17 protein-coding genes and 1 tRNA gene are annotated in these 23,793 nt (G+C 47.4%); 10 read left to right on the forward strand and 8 right to left on the reverse strand.

Annotated features, from left to right (window positions below):
* Window positions 1–85: 85 nt before the first annotated feature.
* Window positions 86–781 carry a VTT domain-containing protein gene (locus ABD031_RS15360; protein ID WP_343853051.1) on the forward strand — a complete coding sequence of 232 codons (696 nt, stop codon included), beginning with the start codon at window positions 86–88 and terminating at the stop codon, window positions 779–781.
* Here ABD031_RS15360 and porU2 read toward each other — a convergent pair.
* Both porU2 and ABD031_RS15370 read right to left on the reverse strand, forming a co-directional pair.
* Window positions 778–5,802 (reverse strand): putative type IX secretion system sortase PorU2, encoded by a 5,025-nt coding sequence (porU2, locus tag ABD031_RS15365; RefSeq protein WP_343853052.1) that lies wholly within the window; start codon window positions 5,800–5,802, stop codon window positions 778–780. The two genes, ABD031_RS15360 and porU2, sit on opposite strands and share 4 nt — an antisense overlap.
* On the reverse strand, window positions 5,802–6,923 hold the full coding sequence (locus ABD031_RS15370) for a putative type IX sorting system protein PorV2 (RefSeq protein ID WP_343853053.1): 1,122 nt from the start codon (window positions 6,921–6,923) through the stop codon (window positions 5,802–5,804). Before ABD031_RS15370 ends, porU2 begins: the two co-directional genes overlap by 1 nt.
* Window positions 6,924–7,283: 360 nt before the next feature.
* Here ABD031_RS15370 and ABD031_RS15375 point away from each other — a divergent pair, with 360 nt between their 5' ends.
* From ABD031_RS15375 to ABD031_RS15390, 4 genes are all read left to right on the forward strand, one after another.
* The gene (locus tag ABD031_RS15375; protein WP_343853054.1) at window positions 7,284–7,613 is read left to right on the forward strand and encodes a PadR family transcriptional regulator; all 330 of its coding nucleotides are present in this window, start codon (window positions 7,284–7,286) and stop codon (window positions 7,611–7,613) included.
* Window positions 7,614–7,642: 29 nt separating this feature from the next.
* The gene (locus tag ABD031_RS15380; protein ID WP_343853055.1) at window positions 7,643–9,604 is read left to right on the forward strand and encodes a PspC domain-containing protein; all 1,962 of its coding nucleotides are present in this window, start codon (window positions 7,643–7,645) and stop codon (window positions 9,602–9,604) included.
* 105 nt (window positions 9,605–9,709) lie between these two features.
* Window positions 9,710–11,110: an MBL fold metallo-hydrolase RNA specificity domain-containing protein gene (locus ABD031_RS15385; RefSeq protein ID WP_343853056.1), complete on the forward strand. Its 1,401-nt coding sequence runs from the start codon at window positions 9,710–9,712 to the stop codon at window positions 11,108–11,110.
* Between the two features lie 19 nt (window positions 11,111–11,129).
* A complete protein-coding gene (locus ABD031_RS15390; RefSeq protein WP_343853057.1) occupies window positions 11,130–11,594 on the forward strand; it encodes a carboxypeptidase regulatory-like domain-containing protein in 465 nt (154 codons plus the stop codon).
* 399 nt (window positions 11,595–11,993) lie between these two features.
* Here ABD031_RS15390 and ABD031_RS15395 read toward each other — a convergent pair whose 3' ends face one another.
* The 5 genes from ABD031_RS15395 to ABD031_RS15415 all read right to left on the reverse strand — a co-directional run bounded on the left by ABD031_RS15395 (window position 11,994) and on the right by ABD031_RS15415 (window position 17,709).
* Entirely contained in the window at window positions 11,994–14,531 is a 2,538-nt protein-coding gene (locus tag ABD031_RS15395) for an ATP-dependent Clp protease ATP-binding subunit (protein WP_343853058.1), read from the reverse strand.
* A gap of 81 nt (window positions 14,532–14,612) precedes the next feature.
* Window positions 14,613–15,236, reverse strand: coding sequence for a WbqC family protein (locus ABD031_RS15400; RefSeq protein WP_343853059.1), 624 nt, complete (start codon window positions 15,234–15,236; stop codon window positions 14,613–14,615).
* Window positions 15,237–15,397: 161 nt separating this feature from the next.
* Window positions 15,398–16,027 (reverse strand): L-threonylcarbamoyladenylate synthase, encoded by a 630-nt coding sequence (locus tag ABD031_RS15405; RefSeq protein ID WP_343853060.1) that lies wholly within the window; start codon window positions 16,025–16,027, stop codon window positions 15,398–15,400.
* A gap of 5 nt (window positions 16,028–16,032) precedes the next feature.
* Window positions 16,033–16,449 (reverse strand): (deoxy)nucleoside triphosphate pyrophosphohydrolase, encoded by a 417-nt coding sequence (locus tag ABD031_RS15410; RefSeq protein ID WP_343853061.1) that lies wholly within the window; start codon window positions 16,447–16,449, stop codon window positions 16,033–16,035.
* 144 nt (window positions 16,450–16,593) lie between these two features.
* Entirely contained in the window at window positions 16,594–17,709 is a 1,116-nt protein-coding gene (locus ABD031_RS15415; protein ID WP_343853062.1) for a peroxiredoxin family protein, read from the reverse strand.
* A 176-nt stretch (window positions 17,710–17,885) separates the two neighbouring features.
* Between ABD031_RS15415 and mltG the strand changes: the two genes are divergently transcribed.
* The 5 genes from mltG to ABD031_RS15440 all read left to right on the forward strand — a co-directional run bounded on the left by mltG (window position 17,886) and on the right by ABD031_RS15440 (window position 22,700).
* On the forward strand, window positions 17,886–18,929 hold the full coding sequence (mltG, locus tag ABD031_RS15420) for an endolytic transglycosylase MltG (protein WP_343853063.1): 1,044 nt from the start codon (window positions 17,886–17,888) through the stop codon (window positions 18,927–18,929).
* A gap of 1 nt (window position 18,930) precedes the next feature.
* Window positions 18,931–19,338: an acyl-CoA thioesterase gene (locus ABD031_RS15425; protein ID WP_343853064.1), complete on the forward strand. Its 408-nt coding sequence runs from the start codon at window positions 18,931–18,933 to the stop codon at window positions 19,336–19,338.
* A gap of 12 nt (window positions 19,339–19,350) precedes the next feature.
* Window positions 19,351–20,337 carry a YihY/virulence factor BrkB family protein gene (locus ABD031_RS15430; protein ID WP_343853065.1) on the forward strand — a complete coding sequence of 329 codons (987 nt, stop codon included), beginning with the start codon at window positions 19,351–19,353 and terminating at the stop codon, window positions 20,335–20,337.
* A gap of 71 nt (window positions 20,338–20,408) precedes the next feature.
* Complete coding sequence (locus tag ABD031_RS15435) at window positions 20,409–22,235, forward strand: DUF885 domain-containing protein (RefSeq protein WP_343853066.1); 1,827 nt, start codon at window positions 20,409–20,411, stop codon at window positions 22,233–22,235.
* A gap of 380 nt (window positions 22,236–22,615) precedes the next feature.
* Window positions 22,616–22,700: transfer RNA gene (locus ABD031_RS15440), tRNA-Ser, on the forward strand.
* A 113-nt stretch (window positions 22,701–22,813) separates the two neighbouring features.
* Here ABD031_RS15440 and ABD031_RS15445 read toward each other — a convergent pair.
* Window positions 22,814–23,644 (reverse strand): ISAon1 family transposase, encoded by an 831-nt coding sequence (locus tag ABD031_RS15445; protein WP_343853067.1) that lies wholly within the window; start codon window positions 23,642–23,644, stop codon window positions 22,814–22,816.
* Between the last annotated feature and the right edge of the window lie 149 nt (window positions 23,645–23,793).

Consider the following 23,793-nt stretch of genomic DNA (forward strand, 5'->3'; position numbering starts at 1 on the left):
AATCGGATTGCTTAAGGGATAAATCCGAATAGGAATGCTAAACTTGCCTGAATAACGCAATACACCGAGCAATAGTCCTCCAAATATGACAAAAAAGGTCAGTATTTTCAAGACATTGGGGGACTACTTCCGCCTTCATCCTGGGGCGACAATAGGTTGGATCTGGGTGACAATAATGCCCGGAATCGGCAGCTTGACCTTACTTTCCGCCACCGATACATTGAGTGATTTCCAGATAGACCACCTTGCCGATCACCTGGTGTTTGCGCTGGTACTGGCGATCTTACTTGGACTTGCACTCCTGCCGACAACTCTCTGCGCACTCGCGACGGGATACTACCTCGGATGGCTGGGATTTCCGGGTTTGTTCTTCGGATACCTGCTTGCCAACGTGGTCGGATATACCTTGGGAAAAGCACTCAATACCGATTTTCTAGCACTCTTATACCAAAGAAAACCGGAGCTCCAACAGCAAATGGAAAACAAAATCCAAAGCCCACTCAGCCTCATTTTCTTTATAAGAATCAGTCCCGTGATCCCCTTTGCGATCTCCAACTTTCTCTTTGCTTCGCTAAAAATCGATTTAAAGAAAGTTCTTCTTTACGGTATCCCCGGAATGCTTCCCAGAACGTTGATCGCCTTTGGCACCGGCCTGCTGGCAAGCTCACTGCTGGATGCAAAAAAAGCCATGAACGACCCATGGCAATGGGCGATCCTGGCTTTCCTTTTTTTGTTGAGCTTCTGGGGACTCTATCGAAACTGGAAGAGTTCTAAATCCTAGCGGAGCAAATACATCCTGCCATATCCTTTAGTAAATCCTCGGTCTCCGGCAGTTGGTCGATGCTCCATAAACTGACCATTTTTCCTTACCAGCACGCGATAGATATACACCCCGTTCGCCAGTTGGTCTCCAAATTCATCCCGCCCATCCCAGGCATACTCGGTGATGTTGTTCCCGATTCGGATCGATCCCAATTCATTTTGGAGAATTTCACGGACTACTTTGCCTGTCACGGTCATGATTTGGATCTTGATCTCATCGGGAATCTCCGACCCAGTTAATGTAAACACAAAACGAACCGAGGAACTGAAGGGATTGGGATAAGGATAGAAATTGCTGATCTGGGATTCATTGACCACCTCGAAGGTAATCTCATAAGGCTGCGGCGAGTCTTCGTTGGCGATGCGCAGTGTATATAAACCGTCTTCCAACGGGCCAGGGACAAAGGAAACCCGAAAGCTCTCATCCTCGGAAGCGGGTGTCCAAGTCAAGTTTGGATTGGAAAAGCTGACGCGGTTAAACTGGCAGCCTTCGCAGTTTTTCTTCACGAAAATCTCCATGCCGAGCGTATCAGTCTTGTGGACGAGCGTCTGGTCATTTTTGAGCAAAGCAGTTACCATCACAGTGGGGGATACCAGATCCCCGTCCATAATGTAGATCCCGTCAAAATTAACATCCAACAGCGAATACGAACTGTCTCCCTCGACCTCAAAGGCCACTCCCATATCGATGAGGTTGTTGCGATAGGTTTGCTCGCGCTGTATTCTTGGATTTGCAAAAACTTCCAATTCCGTCTGCCCGGCCCGGCCAGCACTGTTAAATTCCACAGAAAACTCCGCCTGTTCTCCTGCTTTAACCGCCTTGATTTTTTTGCTGAAAAGTTCCGCCTTATTCGTGTTCAGGTTGGTCATTTTATAATCCACCTGGATCGAGTCCAGAAAATTATAGATCGAAGCATTTTTAAAGATGAAGTCGATTTTTGAGCTCTGTCCTTCTACCATTCGGATTCGATCACCCGGAGTTTTCTCCAAAAGCACGCCCTCCGGCACTCCTTCAAAATTTACCTGCCATCTGTCCAACTGAGCGGGTTGGGTAGAGTTGGGATCGTCCATCGCATATCTAAGTCTTAGGTAGGGATAACTGGCCGGGCTGATACTGGAAAGGTCTAGCTCCAGATCCAATATATCAGCGATCAGGACTTCCTCCTCGCCATTTTCTTTCACTCCCAGGACGTCAAAACTGGAAAATTCTTCCTCATTGATCCAGTTTCGCGCATTTACATTTTGGAAAAAACGTTCCCATGCTGATGCAGGGCCTATTTTGGGAGTCAGGATCATCCCGTTGGTGAAATACCCCTGCACTTCCGATTCAAAGCTGAGCGTCTGTTGATTTTCAGGCACTTCGAAATTTGGATTGCCGATGATCTCGATCGATTCCCCGGCTCTCATTCCTTTCCGACCGTAGAGGATGTAGGGATCACCGGTTTTCAAAGCACGGAGCGTCGCCTCATTTGCACCTAATTCTTTGAAATTCTGGTACGCACGATCAGGCCAAGCATCAAAAGTGACGCTGCCCACCGTGAACACGACCACATAGTCGCCGGGCTTAACCCCATTCACGTACTCCTGCAGCATGGTATTTCCGGGCGTGGTGATCCATTCGTTTTGGATACTTTGGATCATCTGAGGTACGCGACCACATGCTCTGGAGTCCAGAATATCGAAGCCAGGAACCGGCACGGGTAAATAAGGCAGGAGCGTCTTTTGGTCGATCGCTACCAAGCCAAGCGATCCATTGGGACACAATCGGCTGTTGGCATTGTTGACATTGTCTATGATCTGGGGGACTTGGTCATAGTAAAACTGCGTGTTTCTGAAATTGAGCGTATCCACCGCCGCTCCTACGGTGAAGACTTCGAAGCCTTTCTCTTGTTGGATATATTGCCAAGATGTTCTGGCCTTGTCCAGCTCGAGGTTTTCGAGTCCACTTTGATCCAGCTGGTCGTTTTCCCGTTGAGTCCATCCATTTCCAGAGTTGGGTAGATAGGAAAAGCTGGAATTAGTCCAGGAGTCTGTCTCACCGGCCTTCGGTTCCTCATACCGGGATCGCCAGTAGTAGGTCGTGGAGTCATTGCCAGCGGAAAGGCTCACCGGCCACTCCACCAATCCCGACGTGGTCGATCTCAGTTCCTTTCTAAACGATGAATTGAAGGTGATCGTGGTATCCATCTGGACAACGAGCGTTCTGTTTTCAGTGAGCTTTCCTGGCGCCTGAGTGACCAACTTTATATCTTTTTGGCCAACAATCCCAAAATCAACCGGGTACAGGTTGATGGTGCCGCTCAGCGGGACAAAAGCTGTGTAAGTGACGGTGTTGTTGGCGTAAGTCAATTCGGGGACAGTCCGGTCGGTATTTACAGAAATCGTAAACTGATTTTCGCCAGCCGCATCGAGCAGTAAATTCGGCACTGAAAACACCAACGTATCCAACCTCATTATCGCTGGGATTTTCACCGGCTCAAAATTGACCAGCGTGCCATCGGGAAGTTTGCGGCTAATCTTAAAATCCAGTGAATCAGCATCTGTCCTGCCCAGGTTACGGACGACAAAGGAGAGTTTCAGACTGTCGGAAATCGACGATAGCGGCGAATCGTCAAAAGTACCTAAGTCCACTTCCTCCACTTTCACCGCATAATCGGCCATGCTTGCCGGAAAAATCCTGACTCCGGGATCGCCGAGCATGACCATCTGCTCCATGTGCGAATAATTCAGCGGGCTAGTTCCGTAAAAGTCCACAAACTGCCCCTCCGACTTCATCTTCACCTCACCGATAGTTCCGTGGATGGTCGAACTGTCGGCAAATGCCCATTTATAAAACAGATCCGAATATCGGTTGAGGAAAACATCCACCCCGATCGCTGTATTGGCCAACACTGAGATCGCTCCTTTTTCAGGAGTAATAACCCAATCTTCTCCTTGGGTATAGACCGTAGAGAATGCACTGCCATAATCACACCCATTGAACAGCATAATGGGATATTTTCCTTTGTTTGCGTAGCCCAATGAAGGATCGGAGGCAAAACCAATCTCAATATCTATTACTGTCGGAGAGCCGTGCCCAAAGAACGTCAACATGGATCGCCCCTCGTTTAGGTCTCCTGAAATGTCGATCACCTCGACTACCGAGTTGGAGCGTTTGCGATAGGTAGTCACATTTCCACCCAGAAACGGCCCTTCGGCCGTAGCCTTATACCTGTTCATAAATCCGAAATAGCGCTCCAGCTCAAACTCAGACACACCACCACTTAAATGCACCAATTCCTTTTGCCAGGCTTCAGTCACCCCGACGAGGTCTTTTTCGATAGCCTTGTCCAGATAGCCCGCAAGTTGCTCAGAAGTCTTTGCGGGAATTCTTCCAATAGCAATGGCGGGGTTATTCGGTTTTTGTGGATCCAGATTTAGGGTGTAGACGTTGTCGGAAAAAGGATATCCTCCGACAGGCACCAGATCCTGAAACAGGAAAGCCTGAGGCGCTTTTCGGTAAAAAACATTCTGATTGTTGAGCCTTGCCTGAGAATAGACGGCGAGCGATCTGGCCGCCAATAAAATATGCGTAGGCTTGTGAACCGGATAGTAGGCTTTTAGAAACTCATACAAGGCTACCGGAGATCTCTCTCCATAGGAAAATTGGTCGTAAAGCTCCTCCATCCTCACTGTCAGCGTATCAAATCCACCTCCCAGAGCTGAGGCTCGGTGTTCGGCGTATTTCTTGAGCGGATTGGGATAGTTGGAGCTCGGCTTCTCCAGTTCGCGATGCCCTACCAAGATGTAGTTGGAGGGCTGAGCTAGGTAATTGCGAAATTTCACCGCCTGCATCGCTCCCACTTCCATCGCCGATTGCTCTGGCTGAATCCATATTTTACTTTCGTTTCCGGAGACTGCGCCAGTAAAGCTTGCTGAAGTCCCCGTTTTAGAAACCACCACTCTTTGAGCTGAATACAAGTCGGAAATCTCTACCGCTACATAGTTTTGCTGTAGTTGATTCAGGACTACTTGTTGATTTCCTGCCGGAAAGTTCATCAGCTGTCCGGTAAAATCCCCCGCCATCACTGGCTTGGAATATGTGATTTTTGCGTAAGCGATGGACATATTATCCACCGACTCGGTACCCTGAGGTAAGACTTTGACAAAGAGCGTGCCGTTGGCATTGAAATCTGACATCTGTAAATCCAATGTGAGCTGGGGATATTCATAGCCGTTAAAACCTACCTGTGTCAGCGTGCGCTGTGTGCCAGTCGCGGGTCCCACGCTGATCGCTGCCAGGTGCGGATTTGCAGAGCGTCCAACCAGCCCGATCTCAAGTTGAGCCGAGCCCGTGTTGAGGACAGCACCTAAATTGGAAAAAGTCAAGTCTCGAGCTACTCCTTTGGTGATTTGGGTACCCATCCATCCCTGCCCTTGGTCATATGCAGAAAGCCTGAAACCCAAGGCATAGGAAATGCCCAAAGAATATTGGTCGGAAAGCACTTGAAATTGTTCGGTTTGGAAGCTAGTGGCTTGGGGCAAATTGGGAGCCGGAGCATCCCGTTGCGCCATGCGCTTGCCGGGAGTACCCGGCGTCACGGTGAGGAAAAAGGCCGTGGTATCCGAGTGAGTATTGTAATACGGATTGGGGACGGTGGTAAACTTGCTGTAAAGTTTCTTGTCCAATTCGGCATCGTTTCGGATTCCGTAGAAATCGATGAAGTCTTGAGGGTCAACTTTTCCATCGCTTTCGCCCTCCACATGGATCGCTACTTCCTGTCCCCGGTGAAAGACTCGGATCATTCTCGGGTCCAAGTTTGCCACATTGATACCGGAGGCTTGAAGCGTCGCCGCAGAGACCCGATAGATCCCGTCCTGAGCGGTCGGTATTTTGTAGTAGGTCAGTGAGTAATCGTACCAAACGGGAATTTGGGCCGAGACTGTACAGGTCACAAAAGCCGCCAGCAAAAAACTCAAGAGGTACTTTTTCAGACTCATTAATCCCAGGAATTAAATTTTCTAAAATCTGAGGCCAGTTTTTCCAGACTCACTTTCACGCTGAAGATGTGCGAATATGGGCTCTCTGACACATCTCCCAGATCAGACAGTGCATAGTCTATCTGAAAACGCTCACTCAGTATGACGCCCAATCCTGCTGACGGCGTAAAATTCAACGTCTCTGCTCCCTGGAAATCTTTGATGTACTGAAAATTGCTCACTCCTCCACGGACAAAGGCGATCTTTCTGAAACCTAACTCCAAGCCAAACTTGGGATCGATGCTAAACGTCGAGGTGGAAACGAGGGTGTTTCTGGCCCCGTCAAAAGTTGTCTCCAAGTCTAAAACCGTCAACAGATCAAACTGTCCCCCAATCTTCCAATTGTAAGCAATACTGGCTATGGCTTTGGGCAGCGTGATCTCGACCGTATTCAGTGGCACCTCATTGTTGGTCTGTGAGTATATGTCCCGGACCAGGTCTGCATCATGCGTCCAGGCGTTGTAGGTGGTGGTGATATCTCGGACCATCAGGCCCAGCGTCATGCGTTTGTGCAGATAGATACCGCCTACGTCCAGTCCAAAACCCCAAGCCTGGGCAAACTTGCCTACGTTGCGGTGGATGATCTTCGCGTTGGCTCCGACTTTGATTTTCTCTGAAAAGTCTCTCGCAAAACTCAAAAGCAAAGCATAGTCGGCCGCATTGAAAAACTGGACGTTGTTGTAATTGATCGCGCCATTGGCATCGTATAGAAATCGCGTATCGGGAATATCGTCCACGCCAAAGCGAATAAGGGAGGCTGCGATTTGATTCTGGTTTCCCAAGGTCGTACTGAAGCCGAGGTAGTCGTATTGGGCGATTCCGGCAAAATATTCTGCGTGCATAAGTGAAAACTCATACTCATGCTGGATCGCAGTAAGTGCTGCGGGATTCCAATAGGCTGCTGTCACGTCACGCACTGCGCCGACCTGAGCACTGCCCATCGCCAGGGCTTTTGCTCCTACTCCTATGCTCAAAAATTCATTGGAATACTTGGGCGTAAGGTCTTGTGAAAAACCCTTACCAATGAAAATCCCCTGGAAAAGGCAAAGGAAAAAAACACTTAGGAATCTGTTTTGGCTCATTTTGACGCCAAAATAATTCAAATTCAAAAACCCCTAACAAACCAAGCTCCTTTTAATTGAACTAAGGGAGCTCGACTGTACAGGTTCGGACACTTTTATGTCACAAAGTTGAACATCTATTAAAGCAGCAGTACAACCTGTCACAGAGTTTTAGAAAAAAATCCACTTTTCTCATTTTACAAAAAGCTCGCTGAACGGCTTCAAAGCAATCTTTTGGCGAACTGTTGTTTCCCGAGTGGGTAGTTTCTGCAAGGAATTAGGTTATACAAGGTAGCTTGGAAAAGATTGGTATCATTTTTCTCTTAAACCCATCAAGTGAAAAGAAAAAAACGCTCCTCAAGGAGACTAAATCACCCCCATATGAACGTCGCCAACACACAGATTCAGATGCGCAAAGGACTCTTGGAGTTTTGCGTGCTGCACATCATCTCCCGGGGCGAGGTCTATACTTCAGATCTGATCGATGAGCTGACCTTGGCTCAGATGATTGTGGTCGAAGGCACCCTCTATCCCCTGCTCAATCGGCTCAAATCTGCCGAACTCGTCACTTATCGTTGGGTAGAATCCGAAGCCGGCCCGCCTCGCAAGTACTATTCGATCACTGAGGAAGGAAAAAACTTTCTCCTTACGCTGTCAGACACCTGGGCTTCCCTGGTCAATTCTACCCAAGAAATCACCTCCAAGAATTGATCCCGAAGCGACCTTAACTTAGACTAACCATGAAAAAGACGATAAGCATAAACATCAGCGGCATTCTCTTCCACATCGAAGAGGACGGCTACGATACGCTAAGAAAATATCTAGACGCCATTAACCGGCACTTTTCCAGCTACAAGGAAAACCATGAGATTCTCTCCGACATCGAAAATCGGATTGCTGAGATCTTTCTGAGCAATCTCAAAAACAACAAACAGGTAATCACCGCAGAGAATGTAGACAAGCTCATCGAGAAGATGGGAACAATAGCCGACTTCTCTGCCGTGGATGAAGAAAAAGAAGAAGACCTCCGAGAGGAAATCGGCACAAACCCCGAAGACTTCTATAAATATGTTGCCCCTCCGGGCAGCGAATCCGGTGGCTACAAGAAACTGAAGCGCCTGGAAAACAAAAAAATCCTTGGAGGAGTCTGCGCCGGCATCGCCAACTATTTCTCCATCGACCCCTTATGGACGCGTCTGATCGCCATCTTACTTCTCTTCAGCGGCAACCTCAGCATACACCGATTCGGATTTTTCGACATCTTCCCGGCTGACATTTTCCGCATCAACGTTAGCTTTGGCTTCTTCGCCATCGTAGCCTACATCGTCCTCTGGATCATCCTGCCGGTATCCTATGAGATGATGGAAGACACCAAGATCAAGAAGCTCTTCAGAAATCCCGATGACAAAGTCCTCGGTGGTGTCTCCAGCGGACTTGGAGCATACTTTGGAGTTGAAGTCGTTTATGTCCGGTTGGCTTTTGTGCTACTCGCTTTCGCCGGCGGATCGGGCATCCTGATCTACCTCATCCTATGGATCATCACCCCGGTAGCCAGCTCTATTACCGAACGAATCAAGATGAAAGGCGGAGAAATCACGCTCGATAGCATCGATTCCACCATCAAGGAAAGTATCAATCCCATCCCACAGGCCCCTGAGTCACAAACCAGAAAGGTGCTGATGGCTCCCTTCCGTATCCTCGGAAAAGTAATAGACGCGATTGGTTCGGCACTCGGTCCCCTGGGCAAATTCATCGCCAATATCATCCGTGTGATCTTCGGATTAATCATCTTCTTCATCGGACTAAGTTTGACGATTGCACCTTTGGTCGCCTTGGCCGCATATTTTGGCGTGTCGGATGCGGATTACAGATTGTTGATGGACAATTTTCCTGTGGAGCTGTTCACCGACATGGTTCCGATCTGGCTGGTCGTATCGAGCATCGGATTGGTGATCATTCCGGGCATCATCATCCTGCTTCTCGGCTTGAGTGTGCTGGCGCAAAAGAGTCTGATCGGTGGACGTTTTGGGCTAGTAGCTCTAGGGCTCTGGCTGTTGTGTGTGGGCATCTCTATCTTCCAGATCCCGAAAATTGTTGCCCAATTTAAAGAGGATAACTGGCACAAAACCGAGACTCAATTGCCTGTCACATCAGGAACACTCATCCTGACGCTAAACAACATGGAAGATGAGCCGACTTTCAACCATGTCAATCTGCGGATTGAAGGAAAAGCCGACACGACCGTCACGCTGAAGGCGGACTATTTCGCTAGGGGCAGGACAAAAGTAGAGGCCTTGGCCAATGCTCAAAAATTCAAGTATTCCTATTCGGTGCTAGATTCAGTGGTCACTTTCAACGAAGGCTTTGACATCAGCACCTTGGATCAATTCCGGGATCAAAAAGTCAACTTAACGCTTCAGATGCCTTATGACCGTCCCTTTATTATGGAGAGATCATTGCTTGACATCTTGAGAAACACCATCTATGCTAACGGCTACAGATCCTCAGACGTGAGTTCCAGCGCAGTTTGGGTCTTCAACGAAGGCGGGCTGATCTGCCTGACCTGTGTAGACAACAAAGGGAAATCAGAAGACTGGGACAATTGGGAGGACGAACAAACTGAGATGGATTCGTTGAAACGGTCTAAGCTAGACAGCATTTCTCGAGCGAAGTTTGACTCAGCCTATTTCATGAAAGACTGACACCATGTTGTCAGCGGTCGATAGCTGATAAAAAATGATTGGAAAAGAGGTATCCCAACGGATGCCTCTTTTTTTTGTACCTTATTTTGGTAAACCCAAGATAAAATGAACGTTACAGCAAAATTCCTCGGAGGTGCCGGGGCAGTCACCGGTTCCAAGTATTTGATCGATCTGGGAGAGTTTGAGTTTTTGGTGGACTGTGGACTTTTTCAGGGACCAAAAGAATTGAGAGAAAGAAACTGGGACGATTTCCCGATGGCATTGACCCAACTGGAAGCGGTAGTGCTGACCCATGCCCATCTGGACCATATCGGCTATTTGCCAAAATTGGTCAAACAAGGCTATAGAGGACCGATCTACTGTACCGAAGCAACCGCTGAGCTGGCAAAGATCCTTCTGCTGGATTCGGGTAAGCTTCAGGAAGAGGAAGCTGAGTTTGCCCGAAAAAAGGGATATTCGCGGCACGAAAACCCTCAACCGCTCTACACTGTAGAGGATGCCGAGGCTGTTTTTCCGCTGCTTGTGCCCCAAGCTTTTGACAAGCCTGTGTCGATCCATCCCGGTGTGGATTTGACCTATTTCCACGCGGGGCACATCTTGGGAGCAGCTATTGTCAAAGTGGTGATTAAAGGTGACTACCAGACCAAAAGGCTCATCTTCTCCGGTGACTTGGGCAGATTTAACGACCCCGTGCTTTTCCCCCCAACACTCATCCCAAAAGCAGATATCCTCTGGATCGAATCGACCTATGGCGACAGAAACGCCCCGAAAAGCAAGCCCCAAGACGAACTTGCCCAAGCAATCTTGGACACCTTTGCTAGAGGCGGATTGGCAATTATTCCAGCATTTGCCGTAGGTAGAACGCAACTATTGCTTTACCATCTCTTCCTGCTCATGGAGAAAGGGAAAATTCCAAAAGTGCCGATCTATCTGGACAGTCCTATGGCCATCGAGACCACCAAACTTTATCTGGATTTCCACACTGACCATCGACTATCGGCCATGCTGGAGGACGAGCAAGAGCACGCTTTTCGACATCCTCAGCTTCACTATGTACAGAAACAATCGCAATCCATGGCACTTAATGACTTCCGTGGACGAGCCATCATCGTCTCCGCCAGCGGCATGGCGACAGGCGGCCGCGTATTGCACCACCTTTTTCACCGAATTCCCGATGAGAGAAATGGGGTAATTATCGTCGGTTTTCAAGCAGAAGGAACCCGGGGCAGAAGGCTGCTGGACGGAGAGCCCACGCTAAAAATCTACGGCACGGACGTTCCGGTCAAAGCTAAGGTTTATCATATCGAAGGTCTGTCTGCCCATGCCGATCAAAGCGAACTAATCGCTTGGGCCGAGGGATTCAGTGATAGTCCAAAGCGCGTATTTATTGTACATGGTGAGAAGGAAAGTGCCGAGGCATTGGCGTTCAAACTAAAGGACGAATTGGGCTGGAATACTATCATCCCACAATATTTGGAATCATTTGTGCTCTTTGAGGGGATCTAGACCAAAACTGTCCACCACAATGAAAAAGCTATTTTTTCTCCTGGCAATCCTTTGCACCACTTTGGTATTCCATAGCTGCAAACCCTACAAGCCGGAAGGCCAGGGCATCACCGGCACCGTCACCTGGATTGAGGGCAACCAAATGCCCACGATCAACGACAGCGAAGACAATCCCCGAAAACCAGCAGGAAAACCCGTCCAAAGAACCCTGAGGATCTATCCGCTCATTCAGTTTGCGGACCTAAAGATCGAAGGAGGCCTGTATACTGCTATTGCCGAAAAGCCGCTATCGGAAATCCAAAGCGACGAATCCGGAAGATTTTCCATCCAGCTCAGTCCCGGACGATATTCGGTCTTCGTAGTCGAAGATGCAGGTCTTTTTGCCAATATCTTTGACGGCGAAGGCAACGTGCAACCTGTCTCGGTCAAAGAAAACGAATGGACGCTGCTGGATATCGAGGTGAATTATAAGGCGGTTTATTAAAAGGACGACCATAGAAAATGGCTAACCGGTGGGGCATATCTAAGGATGACTTGAAGTAAAACTAGGCATCATCGTCCATGGCTACTCCGCCGAAAACAAAGAGATTGAGGAAGTCTTCCAAGAGCCCGAGTTTGTGAAAAAGATCTCGCCATAGACGGTATCAATCTATTGGCGAAAAATACATCTTGGTCAAATCCTCCCATGATCGGGTAATGTATCGGGAATACAAAGGTGCATTGGAAGAGCTGAGTCAAAAAATGTTAGGTGCAGGCGTAGTGATTGCCTGAGCCGAAAAACGATATTGACGTCATTGAGTTGAGTAACACTTTGACTAAACACCAAAAAAGCCCCGAAATACAATTCCGGGGCTTTTCCATTTATCTATTGTTTCACTGATAGTTACTCTGCTGCTTTTTCTTTCTTGGTCACGGAGATCGTGAGCTCGGTGCCTTCTCCAGAATAGTCCGCGATGATCACGTCTCCTTCTGAAAGATCACCTTTCAGGATCTCCTCGGCGATGGCATCTTCCAAATATTTCTGAATCGCCCGGTTTAGCGGACGCGCCCCATATTGTTGATCGTAGCCCTTTTCTGCCAAGAAATCCTTCGCTTTGTCTGTCAGCTCAATCTTGTAACCCAAGTCAGTAATTCGTCGAAACAATTTACCTAAGCTGATATCAATGATCTTGAAGATGTGCTCTTTATTCAGCGAGTTGAATACCACTACGTCATCAAGACGATTGAGGAACTCTGGGCTGAAAGCTTTCTTCAAAGCAGACTGGATCGTCGACTTCATGACATCGTCGATTCCTTCTGTTTTTGCTTTGTTGGCAAAGCCTATTCCAGCTCCGAAATCCTTCAGATCACGAACCCCGATGTTGGAAGTCATGATAATGATCGTGTTTCGGAAGTCAACTCTTCGACCCAATCCATCGGTCAGGATACCATCATCCAACACTTGTAATAGAATGTTGAACACATCCGGGTGAGCTTTTTCAATCTCGTCAAGGAGAACCACTGAGTACGGCTTTCTTCTGACCTTTTCGGTCAGCTGACCTCCTTCTTCGTAGCCAACGTAGCCCGGAGGCGCTCCTACCAATCGGGATACGGAGAATTTCTCCATGTATTCCGACATATCGATCCGAATCAAAGAATCATCCTTATCGAACAGGTAAGTTGCCAACATCTTAGCCAGCTCAGTCTTACCGACACCTGTCGGACCAAGGAATATAAAGGAACCGATCGGCTTCTTAGGATCCTTCAAGCCAACTCGCGTACGCTGAATCGCTTTTGTGAGTTTTTTAATTGCTTCGTCTTGTCCGATGACCTTGTCACCTAATTCGACATTCATATTGAGCAACTTGGCTCCCTCGTTTTGAGCGATTCGCTTGGCAGGAATTCCTGTCATCATCGCAATCACTTCTGCGACGTTGTCTTCTTCTACCGTGAATCGTTTGGATTTACTTTCATCTTCCCAACGGTTTTTCGCAGCTTCCAATTGCTCAAGAAGTTTTTTCTCCTTGTCCCGCAACTGAGCCGCTTCCTCGTATTTCTGGGATTTGACTACGCGGTTTTTCTCCGCCTTGATATTTTCTACCTCAGCTTCCAACCTCAAGATATCTTCAGGCACATGGATGTTGTTGATGTGGACTCTAGCACCCGCTTCGTCTAGGATGTCTATCGCTTTGTCAGGTAGGAATCGATCAGAAATATACCTGTCAGACAGCTTCACGCAGGCCTCAATGGCTGCCGGTGTGTAGATCACATTGTGGTGATCTTCGTACTTGTCCTTGATGTTATTCAGGATTTGGATCGTCTCCTCGGGGGTAGTCGCATCCACCATCACCATCTGGAATCGACGAGCCAGGGCTCCGTCTTTCTCGATGTATTGACGGTATTCGTCCAATGTGGTCGCTCCGATACATTGAATTTCTCCACGCGCCAGGGCTGGTTTGAACATGTTGGAAGCATCCAGCGAACCGGAAGCTCCGCCTGCACCGACGATGGTATGTAACTCGTCTATAAAAAGGATGACATTCGGAGACTTTTCAAGCTCGTTCATCACAGCCTTCATTCGCTCCTCAAACTGCCCTCTATATTTCGTCCCGGCCACCAAAGACGCCAGGTCCAAAGTCACCACGCGCTTGTTGAACAATACGCGAGACACTTTCTTCTGAATGATCCTCAGAGCCAAGCCTTCCGCAATCGCAGTTTTTCCGACACCGGGCTCACCGATGAGGATCGGGTTGTTTTTCTTTCTTCGGGAAAGTATCTGAGCTACGCGCTCGATCTCCTTTTCTCGGCCGATGATCGGATCCAATTTGTCGTCTTCGGCCATCTTGGTCAAATCACGACCGAAATTGTCGAGGACGGGCGTACGGGACTTTTCAGCACCCGGCTTGGACTGACTGCCAGATCCACTTCCGGAAGCTCCGAAAAGTTTAGAGCCGTCGTCGTCACCATCTTCCGCTTCGGCCTTCGCTCTTGGGGTAGCACCTGAATCAGACTGCATTTCAAGCATTTCCTTGACCGAATCGTAATTCACCTCAAATTTATTCAATATCTGTGTTGCAATATTGTCCTCGTCCCTCAGGATAGAAAGTAGCAGATGCTCGGTGCCGATCAGTTGGCTTTTGAATATTTTAGCCTCCAAATACGTGATTTTCAAGACCTTCTCCGACTGACGAGTCAATGGAATATTGGCCATATTTTTCACACTATGGTTGGCTGTGCCTTTCACAGCACGCTCGATGGCGTTGCGCAACTCGTCCAGAGGAACGCCCATTTTTTTTAGTATTGATACAGCTACACCCTCTCCCTCACGGATCATCCCAAGTAGAAGGTGCTCTGTGCCAATGTAATCATGTCCCAAACGAAGCGCTTCTTCACGGCTGAGAGAGATCACCTCTTTGACTCTATTTGAAAATTTCGCTTCCATTTAATTCCTTTCTGATTGTCTAATAAACCTGTACGTATGTTACCGAATTTGTTTTAGAAACACAATCCTTTTAAGGATTGTTCAATGTTTTTTTATCGATTCTCTGAGGATCTTTCCAGCCTCGGGCCCGGTACAAAACAACAAATCCAGAATGCTCAAGTTTGGCTCAAAGTTCAAGCCAAATAGCTGGGAATAGGGAATGGATTGGTAAAAGTTTCGGTCCGAAAACGGTCTTCCAGGCACAATAAGGCCTCTTACATCCAATAGATCTAGTGGAATTTCTCCTTCGGAAAAAGCAGTAATCTTGACAGGTAGGCGCAGCAGTTTCAGACAGATTGTCATCAGATTTAGGTTCAGACCCCAAAGACTTTCCGCCTCAGACTCTAGGATTTCTTGGATATAGGGAAAAAAGAATTCGAAGAACGGCGCCTTGCCATAGCCGCTCTGAATACTGCGAAGATGCACCGCTTGCCAATTCTGCTCATAGTCAATCCTAACCTGATCCAAAGGCAGCTTGGGCCGTCTGCCCACGATCGGCACGCTGAGTGTTTCAACCTTATTTGCCAGGCGAATTCGGGTACGATTGAGATAAGACTGGCGCTGGTAGAGATCCTGCGAAAAAACCAGCAACTCGTCCGCTTCGGCGATTGCAGCAAAGAATTCGAGTGAGGGCAAGTAATGGAGGTCGATGGCTATCTTGGTCAAGGGGGTAAGGGTTAATGGTTGTTGGGCGTCCGTTGACGTTGCTTGATGCAACTATCCTAGTTTCTAAAAACTGGCTATTTGATACTTACTAGAATCCTGGCTCGCCCGAAATCACCTTCTGGACATCAGACATAGAATCTTCCGTCTCCGGTCTTCTTTTTTCAAAGCAAATCTTCCAGATTTCCCAAGCCCTGCCTGATTACCTCCACTTCATCACCGGTGCAGTTGAGGATCGTCGAAGCCACGTTTTGACCATATCCTCCATCTATCACGACATCTACCAGATTTTGATATTTTTCGAAAATCAACTCCGGATCGGTTGAATATTCGATTACATCATCTTCATCACGGATGGAAGTCGATAGAATTGGTTGGCCGAGCTCTTCCACAATGGCTCGTGGCACGCCATGATTTGGCACGCGGATCCCCACAGTCTTTTTCTTGCTGTGGAGGATCTTTGGTACCTGCGTGCTTGCTTCCAAAATGAAGGTAAACGGGCCCGGAAAGGCTTTTTTCATCATCTTAAAAACCGACTTGTCGATCACTCTGGTAAACTGGGCAATGTTGCTCAGATCCGCACAAACAAACGAAAAATTATGCTTGCGAGGATTAATGCCCTTGATCTTGCAGATCCGCTCGATCGCCCGCTGATTGGTGATATCGCAGCCCATTCCATAGACGGTGTCTGTGGGATAAATAATTACGCCTCCGCTGCGAAGTACATCGACCACTTGCTGAACGCGCCTCGGGTCTGGATTTTCTTCGTAAAGCCGGATCAATTCCGCTGCCATTGCTTTTATCGGTTTGTTTGAATTACAAGCGTTACCCAATTATCGTGCAAATAACGCACAGTCGGCAAATCTGCGGCAGCCCAATCCATCGAAATGAGGTTATTTTTGTCCAACCAGGCGAACCGGCTATGCTCCAACAGATGGATTTCTCCACTTTTCCAGAAGACTGAGAAAGGAATGAGCCGAATAGTTTTGGTTGGATAAGAATAATCCGATACGGGAAGCTGCTCGACTACCTCGATCTCGATCCCAAGTTCTTCGCGGATCTCTCGGATCAGGCAGGTCTCTGGATTTTCTCCCGCCTCGACCTTTCCTCCGGGAAACTCCCACTTGCCCGGCAAGTCCATTGTCTCTGAACGCTGGGCCGCCAAGACTTTCCCTTGGTGGATGATCAGAGCACAGGTGACGGGGATGATTTTCATGGTTCAATATGGTGATGGAAAATCAAAAGATAGCTACGCAGATATGCGGAGATGTAGCTAAAGCTGGGATGAAAAAATACGGCGGTAATAACTCTGCAAACGCAGGATGAAAATTGTTTGGATTTTATCAGTGAAACTGAAAAATCAAACAACTCCTTTTTTCCATTTCAAAATTTCCTCATCAATAAATCCGACAACCACATCCTCCACTTTTCCATTTTCATCAATCAGGAAAAATGTAGGATAACCGCTTACCCCATACGCTTTTCCAATCTCTTCGGCATTTATCAAAACAGGAAATGGAATAGCCACCTTTGATCTATACTTATCCATCTTCTCTTTGGAATCAACCGGATTGACATATAAGGGAACTATGTTTTCGGCAAATTGATAATCAGGTTTATTGAATTGCTCTAGGGCAATTTTGCACCAACCACAATTGATCATCGAAAAGTCAAGCAGAACTTTTTTACCGCGGAAATCGGAAAGTCTGACGAGGCCCCCATTTTCGTCAGCCAGTTGGAAATCATGTGCCAAATCACCCTTACTTAAAACTTGGGCCGCCTCTGGATCCTTTTGCCCCCAAACTTTGGACACATAACCTTGAGGGATTTCATATACCAATTCCTCACCGAGTTCATCAAATTCATAGCTAGAATAATAAACATCAATGAATTGATTTTTCTTCCCGTCGTGATACAATCTTCGTGAGTAGAAATCCGCCAATTCGTTGGATGGATTTATAAAAAGATGATTTTTCAGCAGTACTTTTTTCTCCATAATCGTCGTGTCCATTTCTATCCAGAGAAATTCACTGTAGGTTTTTCCATCGATAGCCGTATCTCCTAAGTAGTTCCAAGGACCATTTTTTAACAATCTAATGGGACTATTTGTCAAATACATACTGCTTTGATTCATCCTACTAATGTTTTTTTCAGGATAGTAGGTCACTATGCTATCTTTGTGACTTATACTAAAAAGTACCCCTTCAATAAAATTATATCCAGAGCCTTCTCTTTTTCCCAAATAATCAAATCCTAATTCAGTCTCAGGATTTTTCCGAAGCAGGATTTCTAACGAAAAAGTATCAACCTCATCTAATTCCGGATTTTCCCAAAACATCAGTTGATTAAAAGAAAGGCGATTTGCTGAAAAAATCTTCTCTTTTGCTCCGTTCAAAATAGCCTCAGGCGTTTCTGGACTTGAACAGGAAAAACTAAAAAGCAGCAAAAACAAAATGAATCCACAGAATCTTCTCATTGTGACTAATCATTGATAAAATTGAATTTAGGTAAAATAAATAAAACACGGAGAAGCTTAACGGGTTTTTTGGCCAATCATCTTACGTATTGGGAAAATCACATTCCGACTGAAATAACACTGGCAAATCTCGTAGAGCATATATTCCTCAAATCGATTCCTTATTTTTGCTCCCTATGCAAATCGAAAAGCGTAAAAACATCCTGCTCGTTGCCCTGATTGCCACTTCGGTGCTCACGATCTCCCTGACTTTCTATTTCTACCAGGTATTCTTCAGCCCCAATACTATGGTGGAATCCGACCAACCTTATATGCTGAAAATCTCCAGCAATGCTGTTTACAAGCAGGTAGCCAACCAACTCTATGAGGACAAAGTGATCAATGATGCGGTGAGTTTTGGCTTCGTCGCCAAAGCCCTCGGCTACCAAGAAGCCGTGAAACCGGGACTCTATAAGATCGATCCTAAGATGAATAATCTGGATCTAGTGCGAATGCTCCGATCCGGAAAACAAGTCCCGGTCAAGGTAACTTTCAACAACGTCCGAACTAAGGAAGACCTTGCTGAGAAAATCACCTCAAATCTTGAGGTCACCCAAGCGCAGTTTTTGGAGCTCATCCAAGACTCGGTCTATATCCGAAAATTCGATTTCGAAGAAGAAACGGTCATGAGTATGTTCATCCCAAATACGTATGAATTTTGGTGGAACACCAGCCCAGAGCAGCTTTTTGACCGGATGTATAAGGAGTACGAGGCCTTCTGGACAGAGGAAAGAAAGCAAAAAGCACAGGCTTTGGGTTTGTCACAAAAGGAAGTCAGCACGCTAGCATCGATCGTGCAGGCTGAAAGTCAAAAATCCGACGAAAGACCCAAGATCTCCGGAGTTTATATCAACCGGATGAAGATTGGTATGCCCCTGCAGGCTGACCCGACTTTGGTGTATGCGACGGGGGACTTTACACTGAAGCGAATCCTAAACGTCCACAAAGACATCGAAAGCCCCTACAACACCTATAAATACACTGGCCTCCCTCCCGGCCCGATCAACCTCCCTGATATCAATTCGCTCAATGCAGTTTTGAATACCGAAAAGCATGATTACCTGTATTTTTGCGCCAAGGAGGATTTTTCGGGTTACCACGCTTTCGCCAGCAACTACAATGATCATATGAACAATGCACGCCGGTATCAGAAAGCGCTGAACGCCGCGAAAATTTTCTAGTATGTTCCAAGCTGAAACCCAGATCCGTGTCCGATATGCCGAAACAGACCAAATGGGCTATGTGTATTACGGCAACTATGCGATGTATTTTGAGGTGGCACGGGTAGAGGCGATGCGTTCGGCGGGTTTTTCCTACCGGGAAATGGAGGAAAGCGGCGTGATGATGCCGGTCTTGGAGAGCCACATCCGATACCTCAAGCCGGGAAAGTACGATGAACTTTTGACCATCAAAACCAGCATCCCCGATGCTCCGGGCGTACGAATCCGATTTGAATATCAGGTATCAAACGAACTCGGGGAACTGATCACTGAAGGCTGGACGACGCTGACTTTTCTGAAAAAAGAAAGCCATCTGCCTACCCGTCCGCCGAAGAAATTGTTAGATTTATTGAAACCATTCTTTAGGTAAAACAAGGAGACAGTGATCAAAAAAGAAATTTTCAAATGGCGCTTACGCTTGCAGCTCAAGGCAAGACATTTGAAAAAAATATACTTCGGTCACTCCGACAAAAATCTTTACGATGTCTCGAGGATTTTTATCCAACAGCTGAAAAAAGACGATATCGGTGAGCGGGCCGGTTCTATGGCCTTTAGCTACACGATTGCACTTTTCCCCCTTCTACTCTTTTTGCTCAACTTGATCCCCTATCTCCAAGACTTCATCCCGATGGTGACGACGGACAACATCCTGGATTTTTTGCAGAATATCATCCCTGCCGATCTGTACAAAAACATCGAAACCACCCTGATGGACATCGTGTCCAAGCCCCGGCAAAGCTTGCTGTCGTTTGGTTTCTTTTTTGCGCTCTTTGCCTCGACTCAGGGGGTGATGTCGATGATGACCTCCTTCAACTCGGTGTATAAGACCAAGGAAAACCGAGGATATCTCATGTCCCGAGCTATAGCGCTGAGTATCGTTTTTGCACTGGTGGTGACGGTCTTCATTGCCAGCTCGGTTATGATTGTAGGAAGTATCCTGATCAATGCACTCGATGAGATGCACCTCTTCAACAGCAGTTTTATGATTTTTCTGTTTAACACCTTAAAATTCTTAATTCTGCTCTTTGTGTTTTTCATCACCTCGGCGTTCATCTTTCGCTTTGCGCCAGCGGTACACGACAAGTGGCATTTTTTCTCTACCGGAGCGCACATGGCTGGATTACTGATCACCTTGGCATTTTATGGTTTTATCTTTTATCTGGAAAATTTTGCCAGCTATAACAAACTGTACGGCTCGATCGGCACACTCCTGGCGCTGATGCTGTGGCTGTGGATCACTTCCCTGATCATCCTTGTGTGCTTTGAAGTCAATGTGAGTTTGGATCTAGCCGAGGACAAGCAGCGAGAGCGGGAAAATCGCCGTAAGGCATTTAGCAACTCGACCGAATCTCGACCCAACGGCTCCTGAGGCAAGCGGAATGATTTTTTTGGACTGAGTAAATCACTATTTTAGAACAAGCCATCACCAAACTTTAAACCATGAAACGAAATTCATTTCCCGCTCAGCTCCTGCTGATTCTCGCCTTTCTTCTTGCCTGCAGCAAACCAGCTCCGGAAGTGATTCCTGACGCTGACATCAATGCTTGGTTTGATGCGCAGTATGAACAACTCTTACAGATGAGTCCCCTTCAGCTGACCACGCAAGGCCGAAAAGATCACTACGGCGAAATCGACGATATGAGCGAAAATGCAGACGACAAAAAGCTCGCGTGGATGGAAGCCAGTGTAGCCGAGATGAAGAAAACGTTTGATTACGGCAAGCTTAGCCCCGAGGCCAAAGTTTCCTACGAACTCTGGGAGTATCTACATGAAATGGAAAAGGGCGACGTCAAGTTTCGGCGGATGAATTACGTTTTTAACCAGATGGGAGGCATCCATACGCAGCTTCCCAATATGTTGATCAATTTTCATAAGGTAGACAGTGCGGCTGATATGACAGCCTTGATCTCCCGGTACAATGGCGTTGGCAGGGCGATCAATCAATTGCTGGAGCGGGCAAAACTTCAAACTGATGCCGGCGTCCGTCCACCCAAGTTCGCCTACGAATACGTCATTCAGCAATCCCGAGCATTGATTTCTGGTAAGCCATTTGAAGACACCCAAATCAATTCCGCGCTGTGGACAGATGCATTGAGCAAGATCGAGGTGTTGGAAAAGGACGGGAAAATCACCGCAGCGCAAGCAGGGGAATTTAGAAATCAAGCCGAAACCGCCTTGATCGACGGATTTAAACCTGCCTATGAGGAATTGATCGCATGGCTTGAGACCGAACTGCCGAATCTGGAGGAAAAACCAACGGGAATCAGTCGTCATGAAAATGGTGCGGCACTATACGCGCACAAGCTAAAATCTTCCACCACGACTAGTCTTAGCGCAGACGAGATTCATCAGATAGGCTTGGATGAGGTGGAAAGAATCCAAAAAGAAATGCTCGCCATCAAGGAAAAAGTTGGTTTTGACGGGGATCTACCTGCATTCTTTAAGTTTGTCAACTCCGATCCTCAGTTTTTCTTCCCCAATACGGACGAAGGAAGGCAGGCCTATCTGGATCAGTCCACGGCCTTTTTGGATTCGATAAAGTCTAAGCTTCCTGACTACTTCGGCATCTTACCCAAGGCAGATTTGGTCGTAAAGCGGGTCGAAGCCTTCCGTGAACAGCCTGGTGCACCGCAGCATTACAATCAGGGCACACCGGATGGTTCGCGTCCAGGCACCTATTATGTCCATCTCTCAGACATGAATGCAATGCCCAAAACCACCATGGAAGGAGTCGCTTATCACGAAGGAAATCCAGGACACCATATGCAGATTTCGATCGCACAGGAGCTGACGACCGTTCCCAAGTTTAGAACGCAAATGGGCTTCAATGCCTATGTGGAAGGCTGGGCCCTGTATTCCGAGGCATTGGCAAAAGAGATGGGCGGCTACAAGAATCCTTATTATGATTTTGGCCGCCTGGTGAATGAAATCTGGCGTGCTATCCGTCTGGTAACCGACACCGGCCTCCACTCCAAAGGCTGGACTGAGGCTGATGCTATCGCTTATTTTTCCGAAAACTCTTCCATTGCCCCGGGAGCCATCCAGGCAGAAGTTCGCCGATATATGGTGATCCCGGGACAGGCGACTGGCTACAAGATAGGCATGCTCAAGATTCAGGAGCTGCGCAAGATGGCGGAGACGGAACTCGGAGACAAGTTTGACATCAAAGCCTTCCATGATACCGTTTTGGGCAGTGGTGCATTGCCTTTGGAGATTTTGGAAAAAGAGGTGAAGCGCTGGGTGGAAGCAGAAAAAGCGAGGAGTTAGTTTTCAGTGATCAGTCGCAGTCTCGGAAGGCAGGGTGAGATTTTCAGTGAGCGGTGGGAGAAAAAAGCTTTTTTCCCAAGTGAGAGTCTCTGCTCGCAACTTATCTTTATTAAGAAACCGAGAGTGGCGAAATTGAAGATGGGCGATCAATTTTCAGATGGAAAACGGAAGGTGTTGGTAAGCTAGTCTGCCGAACTATTCATCTTCAGAAGCCTTTGGAGGCAGCCAATGGGGTTTGGGGGTTAAAATTCTGAAAACCTGAAAAAATAATCCCTGCCAAATCAAGGACTTAGGGTAAAAACCAAAAAATGGATTTGCAAAAAGTAAGAATACCCTTACTTTTGCAAACCTAAACAAGCGAGACCACGCATGTTTATTTTAGAGGAGTGGCAGAGTGGTCGATCGCGGCGGTCTTGAAAACCGTTGTACCGTGAGGTACCGGGGGTTCGAATCCCTCCTCCTCTGCACTACAAAACCCTAACTATCTGAAATATTGAGAGTTAGGGTTTTATTTTTATTTGAGTAGCGAAATCAGTGGCGATTTTGGATCAGTCGGAATATCTGGGGAGCGGGATATTTTAAGCATAGATATTGGATAGTCTGAACAGGAAGAATTCTACATTCGTGACGCCCCCGAACTGAGCCCTGAAGGCTTTGATTTTTGCGTTGAAGGATTCGGCGGAAGCGTTGGTGCTTATGTTTTCGAAGAAGTTCAGGATGGTTTTGTAGTGGTTTTGAATGGTTCTGGACACGGTATTGAAGGATTTGAAGCCTGCCAGCTCCACGTCATTGTACCAGTGGGCCAGTTTGGTGAAGGCCACTCCCTTCATTTTGCTGGTCTGGTAGATCCGGGCCAGGGATCTGGATAGGCGGTAGGCTTTTTCCAGGTCTGGATAGCGGTGGAAGAGCAGCTCAGCCCGGTATGCCTGTGAGGGAGTCCAGGAGTCCTCTCCCTTGAAAAGCAGGTACCTGCTTCTGGCCAGCAGCTGCTTTTTCGTGTCCCCGTTTTCGAGCCTATCGGGGACAAACGCCCTCCCGCATTCCCTGCTCAGCTCGATTTCCCTGTTTTCCTGATCGATCGCTTCCCATCGGTGGGCAATCCGCATTTCCTGCACGGCCTCATGGACAAGCTGCTGGACATGAAAGCGGTCGGTAACCAACTGGGCTTTGGGAAAGCTCCTGCGGACGATCCGCTCCATGCTGGCGGCCATGTCCAGGGTCACTTCCCTGACTTTCCCCCGGAGCGGAAAGTCCTGGATGGCCACTTCATCATAGAAACCCTTCGAGGTGAGTCTGGCTCCCTGAAGGTGTTCGGGGTAGATATTCAGCTCTTCGAGATAAATGTGGCAAGCATTGTCTTTGAGTCTGGCTGAAGTACCCTTGAAAAACTCAAGCAGGCCCTTAGGCAACAGCAAACTGAGCTAGTCCTTTTCTTCCAAGTCTTTTTTAAAAGTAAATGATCTGCTCAAATCCACCGGGATAGTTCATTAAACTGTGTCTAGGGTTTAAACTTTGTATCAACCCATTCCCTTAGTTGGCCTAGGCCAACTAAGGGAAT

This window comes from Algoriphagus jejuensis, from assembly GCF_039523455.1.
Taxonomy (GTDB): Bacteria; Bacteroidota; Bacteroidia; order Cytophagales; family Cyclobacteriaceae; genus Algoriphagus; species Algoriphagus jejuensis.

Bases quoted from the DNA above. Each gene is read 5' to 3' on its own strand.
- ABD031_RS15360 (WP_343853051.1), top strand. From the start codon at position 86: ATGACAAAAAAGGTCAGTATTTTCAAGACATTGGGGGACTACTTCCGC.
- porU2 (WP_343853052.1), bottom strand. From the start codon at position 5,802: ATGAGTCTGAAAAAGTACCTCTTGAGTTTTTTGCTGGCGGCTTTTGTG.
- ABD031_RS15370 (WP_343853053.1), bottom strand. From the start codon at position 6,923: ATGAGCCAAAACAGATTCCTAAGTGTTTTTTTCCTTTGCCTTTTCCAG.
- ABD031_RS15375 (WP_343853054.1), top strand. From the start codon at position 7,284: ATGAACGTCGCCAACACACAGATTCAGATGCGCAAAGGACTCTTGGAG.
- ABD031_RS15380 (WP_343853055.1), top strand. From the start codon at position 7,643: ATGAAAAAGACGATAAGCATAAACATCAGCGGCATTCTCTTCCACATC.
- ABD031_RS15385 (WP_343853056.1), top strand. From the start codon at position 9,710: ATGAACGTTACAGCAAAATTCCTCGGAGGTGCCGGGGCAGTCACCGGT.
- ABD031_RS15390 (WP_343853057.1), top strand. From the start codon at position 11,130: ATGAAAAAGCTATTTTTTCTCCTGGCAATCCTTTGCACCACTTTGGTA.
- ABD031_RS15395 (WP_343853058.1), bottom strand. From the start codon at position 14,531: ATGGAAGCGAAATTTTCAAATAGAGTCAAAGAGGTGATCTCTCTCAGC.
- ABD031_RS15405 (WP_343853060.1), bottom strand. From the start codon at position 16,027: ATGGCAGCGGAATTGATCCGGCTTTACGAAGAAAATCCAGACCCGAGG.
- ABD031_RS15410 (WP_343853061.1), bottom strand. From the start codon at position 16,449: ATGAAAATCATCCCCGTCACCTGTGCTCTGATCATCCACCAAGGGAAA.
- ABD031_RS15415 (WP_343853062.1), bottom strand. From the start codon at position 17,709: ATGAGAAGATTCTGTGGATTCATTTTGTTTTTGCTGCTTTTTAGTTTT.
- mltG (WP_343853063.1), top strand. From the start codon at position 17,886: ATGCAAATCGAAAAGCGTAAAAACATCCTGCTCGTTGCCCTGATTGCC.
- ABD031_RS15425 (WP_343853064.1), top strand. From the start codon at position 18,931: ATGTTCCAAGCTGAAACCCAGATCCGTGTCCGATATGCCGAAACAGAC.
- ABD031_RS15435 (WP_343853066.1), top strand. From the start codon at position 20,409: ATGAAACGAAATTCATTTCCCGCTCAGCTCCTGCTGATTCTCGCCTTT.